Source organism: Microcoleus sp. Pol11C3 (assembly GCF_036701485.1).
Lineage (GTDB): Bacteria > Cyanobacteriota > Cyanobacteriia > Cyanobacteriales > Microcoleaceae > Microcoleus.
Window position 1 is genome coordinate 1 of the sequence record NZ_JAUBQW010000205.1, and the last position, 7,232, is coordinate 7,232.

A 7,232-nucleotide genomic window follows, 5' to 3' on the forward strand; every position below is an offset into this window, starting at 1 on the left:
AATACTCAGTATTCCTCCTTCTAAGGTGATAATATTCTGAACTATCTCGAATAAATCTTTCGGTTCAGATCTTTCTCTTAATAAAAATCGATTGATAGAATCATGCGAAATATTTCCCAATATCTCTGCTAACCTATTACACCCCCCAAACTTTGGTTCAAAGAGTAAAAATAAAATATACTTTTCTACGTTGCATTGTGCTGTCGAGGGTTTGGTAGTTTTTCTCATTGTCAAATACCTGGAAAATAGACCAGTCATATTTATCGATGCACTATTTTGTGATTTTGTCAATGCGTAAGTCCTAAGAACCCAAGTGAATATTGGCTATCGACGCACAAGGAGTCTGTCAGCTAAGCGTATGATGTGCAGAGAAGTCAAAAAACAAAGTTTGACGAAAAAAAACAATACGCAGTAGTCAGTCTGCCACAAAACGAGTGCAAATATAGAATTATGGTGGTCACAACTGAAAGCTTTTTTACGTCTGTTTCCGCCAACTACTAGCAATATGGTTGACGTTTTGCTGTCTGCCGCACGCTTATTTAGTGAATACTAAGCATTTCAAAAACTATATTAAAAGTGGCTGCTACTGTACTTCATAAACCTGGAATACGCTGTAAGTTTCTAAAAATATCTTTGGAAGTGGTTTGCAAACTGCTGTTATTCTCCCTCATCTATCTGAGAAATGCTAGGTCAGGGTTTGGAATACGGGCTTACAGTGGCATTCTTTATTGCGGACAGGTATAACTACTCTGGATTCACCAATATTGCAATTCGTCAAGCGCTGGTGGGAGAGGGCAAATTAGTATTCGGTATAGAAAAATCCACAGGAAGTATCGAAGTGGCTGTCCCGTTTGGCTTGCCAGCAGCAGGGTCGGGCTGGTAAAGTTGGATACGATCGCGCCCAAGTCGTTTAGCTTGATAGAGCGCTTGGTCGGCTGCGGCAATCAGAATTTCGGCTCCAGATTCAGATGCAGGAACAATACTCGCTACGCCCAGACTGAGAGTGACGTACGGACTCACCTGAGAACCAGCGTGAGGAATCTGTAAAGCTGCGATTTTGAGCTGTATGTGTTCAGCTACCAGCACAGCGCCTTGAATCGCGGTATTTGGCAAAATAACGGCAAATTCTTCGCCTCCGTAGCGAGCTACTAAATCGGCAGGGCGATTGATTGCATTGCCGATCGCCGCGGCGACTTGTCGCAAACATTCGTCTCCCCCTGGGTGCCCGTAGGTATCGTTGTAACTTTTAAAAGAATCAATATCGCAGAGAATCAGGGACAGAGGGGTTTGTTCCCGGGCTTGTCTGCGCCACTCCATTTCTAAATACTGATCGAAGCGGCGGCGGTTTGCTAGCTGCGTGAGTTCGTCTAAAGTTGCCAAGCGCTCTAACTTGAGGTTGGCCGCTTGCAACTGCTGATAGAGTTCTGCTTGCTTGATGGCGATCGCCAACTGCGTGGCCAGAGAAGACAGCAACTCTACTTCCAACTGCATCCACTGCCGGGGACTGCACTGGTGAGCCATCAGCAGCCCCCACAACTCGTCTCCTTGCACTAAAGGCACTACCAAATAAGCTCTCACCGCGAATTGTGCAAGCAAGTCAATTTGATATTGCGGCAAATCGGCGGCCAAGACATCGGCGATCGGTCGGATCGCCCGATGTTGGTACGCTTCGAGATAGAACTCGTCAAAACAGAACTTTTCCAGGGTTTCCCCCAACATCGGCTTGCAGTTGGGAGCTACAGATTCCACTGTTACCGCCCCCGTCGCCGGGGCGGCGCAGAGACTGCCCGTACAGGGGTTGAAGCGAACAATCATCACTCGATCGGCCTGAAGGAACTGGCGCACTTCTGTCACTGTCGTGCTGAGCACTTCGCCCAAATCCAGAGACTGGCGGATGTGCTGAGTAATCGTAGCCATCAGCAGTTCTCGTTCGTTCTGCTGCCGCAGCGCCTCTTCTGCCCGCTTGTACTCGGTGATATCTTGAGCGGTGCCGAAAATTTGTTTGGGGCAGCCGTCGGCTGTGCGGGCAAAAACTTGGTCGCGGCAGCGAAACCAGCGCCATTCGCCCGATCGATGTTTGAGCCGATACTCCAACTCCAAAATATGCCCGTCTTGGGCAGAGGGAAAATTTTGCTGGTGGGCTTTAAGCTTCGGCAAATCTTCTGGGTACACCAAACTGGAGTAAAAAGCAGTTTGCATCTGTAAAATTTCTTGGGGAGTGTAGCCCAGCAATTTAGAAGCTTGACCGTTAACGTAGACGTTCCGCTGTTCGGTCAAATCGTAGATGTAGAGCAAATAAGGCGCCGCGTCAGCAATCTGCTGGATGAAATGCTGACTCGATCGCAATTCTTCCTCCACCCGCTGACGCACTTGCACTTCTTCCAAAGCTTGATCGCGCATTGTGCGGTAAGCTTGGATGCGGTGGGTGAGGTCGGTCACGTCTTGAATCACCAGCAGCGCGTAGAACGATGGGGAATTGACCCCCGGCCATATTGATGATGAAACTGAGAGTGCAGATGCCCTAGACAAAAAAGCACTTTTTGGTGCTCTGGCTCCGACAGTGCCGTCTGGTTGCAACTCAAGAGTATGGAGAAGCCAGTCTCTAACCTCCTCTTCTTCTATGCCAGCCTCCAGGGTCGGCACAGCGGTCACAGTAGTTTGCTGAATTCGCTGCTGGCCGTCTTGCCAAGTTGCCGGAATCAGGTGCTTGTGAATTTGAGAAGAAAAAATTGTTGGCGGGCCTCCAGCAAAGATTTGCTTGAAGCGAGTGGCGTACTTTAGCTGACTCAGGTGAGGAAAATGGGTTGTGATCTTTGTGCCCAATATTTGGCTGCGGGAAATTTTTGTCCACTCTTCCAGACAAGTGTTCCAAAACAGCACCACAAAATCATCTTGCAGCAAGCAGGCCCCGACTGGTACGCTGTCGAGAACCCCAAACTTTTCCTTAATAGTTTTGCTCTCCTCAATCATAGACCCCCGGCAAGTTGATTGATAGCAGTCAACAAGGTGTCAAAGGAATTGACATTGAAAATAAGAATGATATCTCCTTCAATGTGAAGCCTTTCAATCATGAAACTGGTCTGAGCTAATAAAACAACTGTATCAGTAGCTAAACCGCCTGATTTCAGCAAACTAGCAATCGTCCCTTCACTATAAGTGGGAATTGAGTAGTTCAGGCGCTGCTGAAGTACGTTGCTGATTGCACCCATGACCCCATTAATTACAATATTTCCCACTTCACTGAGCGTACCAATTTTGACTGAATCGAGATCGTGAGTTCCTTCTTCTCCTGTGAGCATCGTCACGAGCATGGCAGCGCTGTTGGTGGGAAAGACTAGTTGGGCAATGCCTCCAAAGGAGCCTGTGAATTTTAGCTGGACGGCGGCGATTTGCTCACCGTTGAGGTGCTGCTCTAACTCTTCTTCCACATCGATGGGAGTCAAGATTTGAAGATAGGGTATTTGCAAGCGGATCGGAGAGTCGATCATGTCGTTCAAGACCCCCGCTGCTTGACCGATACCGATGTTGACGAGTTCCTGCAAAGCATCGAGCTGTCGAGTGCTTAATTTCATTGGGTGCTCTCCTCGCTGGCAGTGAGAGCTTTTTTGATCCACCCGATCAGTTCGTCTGAGTTGGGCATTTTGTGAATGACTGCCAGGGCTCCGAGTTCCATGCACTCGGAGTGGGTAGTTGCTTGGATGTCTGCGGTAATTACGATGACTGGAATTTTATATCCTCGATCGCGCATGGCTTGCAGGACTTCCCGACCTTCCATTTCCGGCATCAGCAGATCTAAGAGCATACAGTTTGGGGTTTTAGTAGCGAGCAGTTCTAGAGCTTCTGGGCCACTGGGTGCTTCCCAAGTCTCGTATCCTTCTGCTCGCAGGATTTTGCAGATTACCCTGCGAGTCAACCACGAATCTTCGACAACGAGAATAGATGTCACTACGTTCTCCTCCTTCTATTGTTTAGGACTGACCAGCGTTGCAGGTATTGCTTTTATCTTCACAGTAATTTAAAGTGCTGGGACGGTGTGTGATCTAGCCTGACTCGGAATTCCTGTTCTTAAAAACTAACGCATTAATGTGTTCGATAGTTTAGTATCTTGGACTATGGGAAGAAAAAACCCGGTTTCTGAATGAAACCAGGTTTGCGGGATCTGTATTGGTCTTAACATCGGCCCTCAGTTATAGATTACCAAACGCTTCCGGAGGGACTCTACTCGCTGTTTAGCAGTGGCATTGTCTGGATCGCAGGCGAGAGCTTGTTCGTAGATTTCCAAGGCTTGAGCTGTTAATTTCTTGCGCTCGTAGGCATGACCCAGATTGTTGAGAGATGTAACGTATTCGGGCTGCAACTTCAGGGCTTCTTTGTACTGGCGGATCGCGATGTCGTACTGTTCTTGGCCGAAGTGTGCAAAACCGAGGGCGTTGTAAATAACGGCTTGATTTTCTTCACCTTCTAAGTCTTTGGCTTTCAGGGCTTTTTGAAACAGGACGATCGCCTGGGAGTAAAGCTTCTTATCTAGATAGATACTTCCTAATTCGTAGTATTCCTGCGCAGTTCCTTTTTCTACCGTCAGTTTATTTTCTAAGCGTTCTAAAGACATTTCCAGGTTCCGAGTTGTGAGAATCTGGCGCACCACAAACCAGCAACTACTGCCCAGTATAGCTAGCAGGACTGTTAGGTAAACAATGAGCAAATTACTATCCATGTTTTTCTTAAAATTAGGTAGGTCTGTGGAAGGTTTTATTTATTTTAATCGGCTAGAAATCTCTGAGATTTGCCTCTGCAACTGTATAAAAAACACGGAAATAGCGATCGTTCGGTTCGATCGCGATTTCTGAAAAAGCAAGAATCCAGAAGTAAGAACAAAGAAGGAAAGTTGGTCTCAACCTCCTAGATTTATCAGGAGTTTTCCTTCTCTGGCAGACCGTTAAATCTTTATTACTTCTGCTTTCTGCATTCTGAAAATAAAGCCAACTTTCACGCTCCGGCTCGATTGGCCATTTCCACAACTTTACCGAATGTTGCGGGGTCAATGATCGCCATTTGTGCCAGCATTTTGCGGTTGATTTCGATGTTGGCTTTCTTCATGTTGCCGATCAGTCTGCTGTAGCTCGTGCCATGCTGGCGCGATGCGGCATTGATCCGAGCAATCCACAGGCGACGGAAATCGCGTTTGCGTTTTTTGCGATCGCGATAACCGTTACGCAGGGCCTGCATCACCCGTTGGTTAGCTGTGCGGAACTGTTTCGACTGTGCGCCTCGGAAACCCTTGGCTAATTTGAGAATTTTTTTGCGGCGCGCTCTGGCGACATTACCGCGTTTTACCCGTGTCATCTTTAATTTCCGTTAAACTTTACAAGTATGGAAGCATTAACCGCACGTTAGCATCGTTGGTCTCGTCGATGACGACCAGCTTAGAGAGACGGCTTTTGCGAGCTGAACTTTTGTGCTGTAGCAAGTGGCTTTTGTAAGCTTTACGGCGCACAATTTTACCGCTGCCGGTCGCTCTAAAGCGCTTTGCGGCTGCTTTGCGAGTTTTGAGTTTTGGCATGAACTGGTGTTATTTGGACACAAGCTTATACGGTATCACGTTTGTGCTACTTTCTGCAAGGTCGATTTGGGGGTTGGGAGTTGGAGAGTTAGGGAGAGGCCCAGGTGCGGAGAGAATTTGACTCCGGCGGCACCAATGTCATCACCTTGGTTTTTTGCCAGATTTTTGAATTTTAGTTGAAAGCCGATCGCCCTAACCGTCCCGAACCATCCAAACCAACATCCCCAAAAGCGGTTCCACAGGAGGCACAGCATAGTCATTGAGGTCAATAGTCAGAGTTTTTGCCTCCAACTTCAAAAATCTCCAAACAGTACCGCTGCTGACGCTGCCGTAAATTGTGGCGATCGGGATATTGTTAATTTCATTAAACTTTTGAGCCGCCACCATTTCGGCCGCGCACTGTCCCAAACCTACTTTCAAATCTGCTTTTTTCGCTTCAACAATCACAATTGCCGGCGCTTCAATCAATATTTGTTCGGGAGAGCGACTGATTAAAAAATCGCAAACTCCGCTCAATCCCAACTCCGGCTCTACGGTAAAATCTTCTCCCGAAAATAGGCTAACTCGTCGCTGCAAAATCTTTCTGACTTCGACTAAAATTGGACTAATAATCAGTTCTGATCGCGCTTTTTCTGAACCCGTAGCCGTAGCTAGTGGCAATCCTTCAATTAGCGATTCTCTCAAATATGAACTAGGTTCGATCGGCTCGGTTTGCGGCAGGAATCGCCCTGCTTCTACGGTTGTTAAGCCGAAAGCCAGTTTAGCCTTTCTGAGTGTAAATTCACTGTAGGGCATTGAAAGCACCATTTTTATTAATGTTAATGTAGCATTTGATTAAATTTAAAACTAAAATCATGGCCTACAGCAATTTTACACTGCGAAAGGTTAAGCAAAGCTTCGGATTGACCGCAGTTGAAGGCGGGCGGTTTTTGCCGGAAGTCGAGCCGATCGCCCCCAGTCCCATTTTAGCAGGTTTGTTGGAAGATACACTTCCCTGGGCGATCGCAGTAGGAACAGAAAAAGCCAGATCCGAAGCAATCATCGCCCCCGCACTATTAGAAGTAAAACGCCTGCTAAACCGCCAAATCAGCGTATTTTCTGGCACAAATTTTACAGTCGATATCGCAGCGGGATTAAATGGAGTGGCTCTCCTGAGTTTATGGTGATAAACAAACCGCATATCCTTACTCCAAGGGCATCACAGAATCGCGAACAGTTGTGTCTGATACCGTATTTACCATAAACCCAGGAGAGCCAATGGAGTTTGCGACTTTTTAATCAGCCGCTCTCCCGAACAATTTGAAATCGAAGCACCAGCGGTTATGCTGGTAGAAGCTCAGCGAGATAATATTAACAGCGGTTTAGGGCAGTGCATTGCCGAAATGGTGGCGGCTCAAAGATTTAACGAAACCAACAATAACTCAATTTCGACTATTTACGGTTCAGTAACCAGCGTTACTGCTTGGCGATTTCTCAAATTGGAAGGGCAAACCGTTACTATTGATGTCAGAGATTATCCATTTCCACCAGTCGAGATAATTTTGGGGATGCTTGTCTGGATGGTACAAAATGGTTGAGAAGAAGGAGGAAAAAGAAATTATAGTCATTTCAAATAAGTATGAGACACTATTCATGCACAATAAGCACGAATAATTTCATCAAGAGATGTGCC

9 protein-coding genes and 1 pseudogene are annotated in these 7,232 nt (G+C 46.8%); 2 read left to right on the forward strand and 8 right to left on the reverse strand.

The window, feature by feature from the left end; genetic code table 11:
• From QUA40_RS26780 to QUA40_RS26815, 8 genes and pseudogenes are all read right to left on the reverse strand, one after another.
• Positions 1-228, reverse strand: a pseudogene (locus QUA40_RS26780) (hypothetical protein); the annotation flags it as partial.
• 546 nt (positions 229-774) lie between these two features.
• Positions 775-2,970 carry a diguanylate cyclase domain-containing protein gene (locus QUA40_RS26785; RefSeq protein ID WP_333131508.1) on the reverse strand — a complete coding sequence of 732 codons (2,196 nt, stop codon included), beginning with the start codon at positions 2,968-2,970 and terminating at the stop codon, positions 775-777.
• On the reverse strand, positions 2,967-3,572 hold the full coding sequence (locus QUA40_RS26790; RefSeq protein ID WP_333131510.1) for a chemotaxis protein CheC: 606 nt from the start codon (positions 3,570-3,572) through the stop codon (positions 2,967-2,969). Before QUA40_RS26790 ends, QUA40_RS26785 begins: the two co-directional genes overlap by 4 nt.
• Positions 3,569-3,946, reverse strand: coding sequence for a response regulator (locus QUA40_RS26795; protein ID WP_333131512.1), 378 nt, complete (start codon positions 3,944-3,946; stop codon positions 3,569-3,571). Before QUA40_RS26795 ends, QUA40_RS26790 begins: the two co-directional genes overlap by 4 nt.
• Positions 3,947-4,183: 237 nt before the next feature.
• Positions 4,184-4,714, reverse strand: a complete 531-nt coding sequence (locus QUA40_RS26800; protein WP_333131514.1) for a tetratricopeptide repeat protein — start codon at positions 4,712-4,714, stop codon at positions 4,184-4,186.
• A gap of 272 nt (positions 4,715-4,986) precedes the next feature.
• Positions 4,987-5,343, reverse strand: coding sequence for a 50S ribosomal protein L20 (gene rplT, locus QUA40_RS26805; RefSeq protein WP_006634165.1), 357 nt, complete (start codon positions 5,341-5,343; stop codon positions 4,987-4,989).
• Positions 5,344-5,362: 19 nt separating this feature from the next.
• Complete coding sequence (gene rpmI, locus QUA40_RS26810; RefSeq protein WP_006634164.1) at positions 5,363-5,560, reverse strand: 50S ribosomal protein L35; 198 nt, start codon at positions 5,558-5,560, stop codon at positions 5,363-5,365.
• Between the two features lie 192 nt (positions 5,561-5,752).
• A complete protein-coding gene (locus QUA40_RS26815; RefSeq protein WP_333131515.1) occupies positions 5,753-6,355 on the reverse strand; it encodes a hypothetical protein in 603 nt (200 codons plus the stop codon).
• Positions 6,356-6,414: 59 nt separating this feature from the next.
• Between QUA40_RS26815 and QUA40_RS26820 the strand changes: the two genes are divergently transcribed.
• Positions 6,415-6,726, forward strand: coding sequence for a hypothetical protein (locus QUA40_RS26820; RefSeq protein ID WP_333131517.1), 312 nt, complete (start codon positions 6,415-6,417; stop codon positions 6,724-6,726).
• A gap of 156 nt (positions 6,727-6,882) precedes the next feature.
• Entirely contained in the window at positions 6,883-7,137 is a 255-nt protein-coding gene (locus tag QUA40_RS26825) for a hypothetical protein (RefSeq protein ID WP_333131519.1), read from the forward strand.
• Positions 7,138-7,232 lie beyond the last annotated feature (95 nt).

What these genes read in the sequence shown, in the direction of transcription:
- QUA40_RS26815 (WP_333131515.1), bottom strand. Translation starts at nt 6,355, where the DNA reads ATGCCCTACAGTGAATTTACACTCAGAAAGGCTAAACTGGCTTTCGGC.
- QUA40_RS26790 (WP_333131510.1), bottom strand. Translation starts at nt 3,572, where the DNA reads ATGAAATTAAGCACTCGACAGCTCGATGCTTTGCAGGAACTCGTCAAC.
- QUA40_RS26785 (WP_333131508.1), bottom strand. Translation starts at nt 2,970, where the DNA reads ATGATTGAGGAGAGCAAAACTATTAAGGAAAAGTTTGGGGTTCTCGAC.
- QUA40_RS26825 (WP_333131519.1), top strand. Translation starts at nt 6,883, where the DNA reads ATGCTGGTAGAAGCTCAGCGAGATAATATTAACAGCGGTTTAGGGCAG.
- QUA40_RS26820 (WP_333131517.1), top strand. Translation starts at nt 6,415, where the DNA reads ATGGCCTACAGCAATTTTACACTGCGAAAGGTTAAGCAAAGCTTCGGA.
- rplT (WP_006634165.1), bottom strand. Translation starts at nt 5,343, where the DNA reads ATGACACGGGTAAAACGCGGTAATGTCGCCAGAGCGCGCCGCAAAAAA.
- rpmI (WP_006634164.1), bottom strand. Translation starts at nt 5,560, where the DNA reads ATGCCAAAACTCAAAACTCGCAAAGCAGCCGCAAAGCGCTTTAGAGCG.
- QUA40_RS26800 (WP_333131514.1), bottom strand. Translation starts at nt 4,714, where the DNA reads ATGGATAGTAATTTGCTCATTGTTTACCTAACAGTCCTGCTAGCTATA.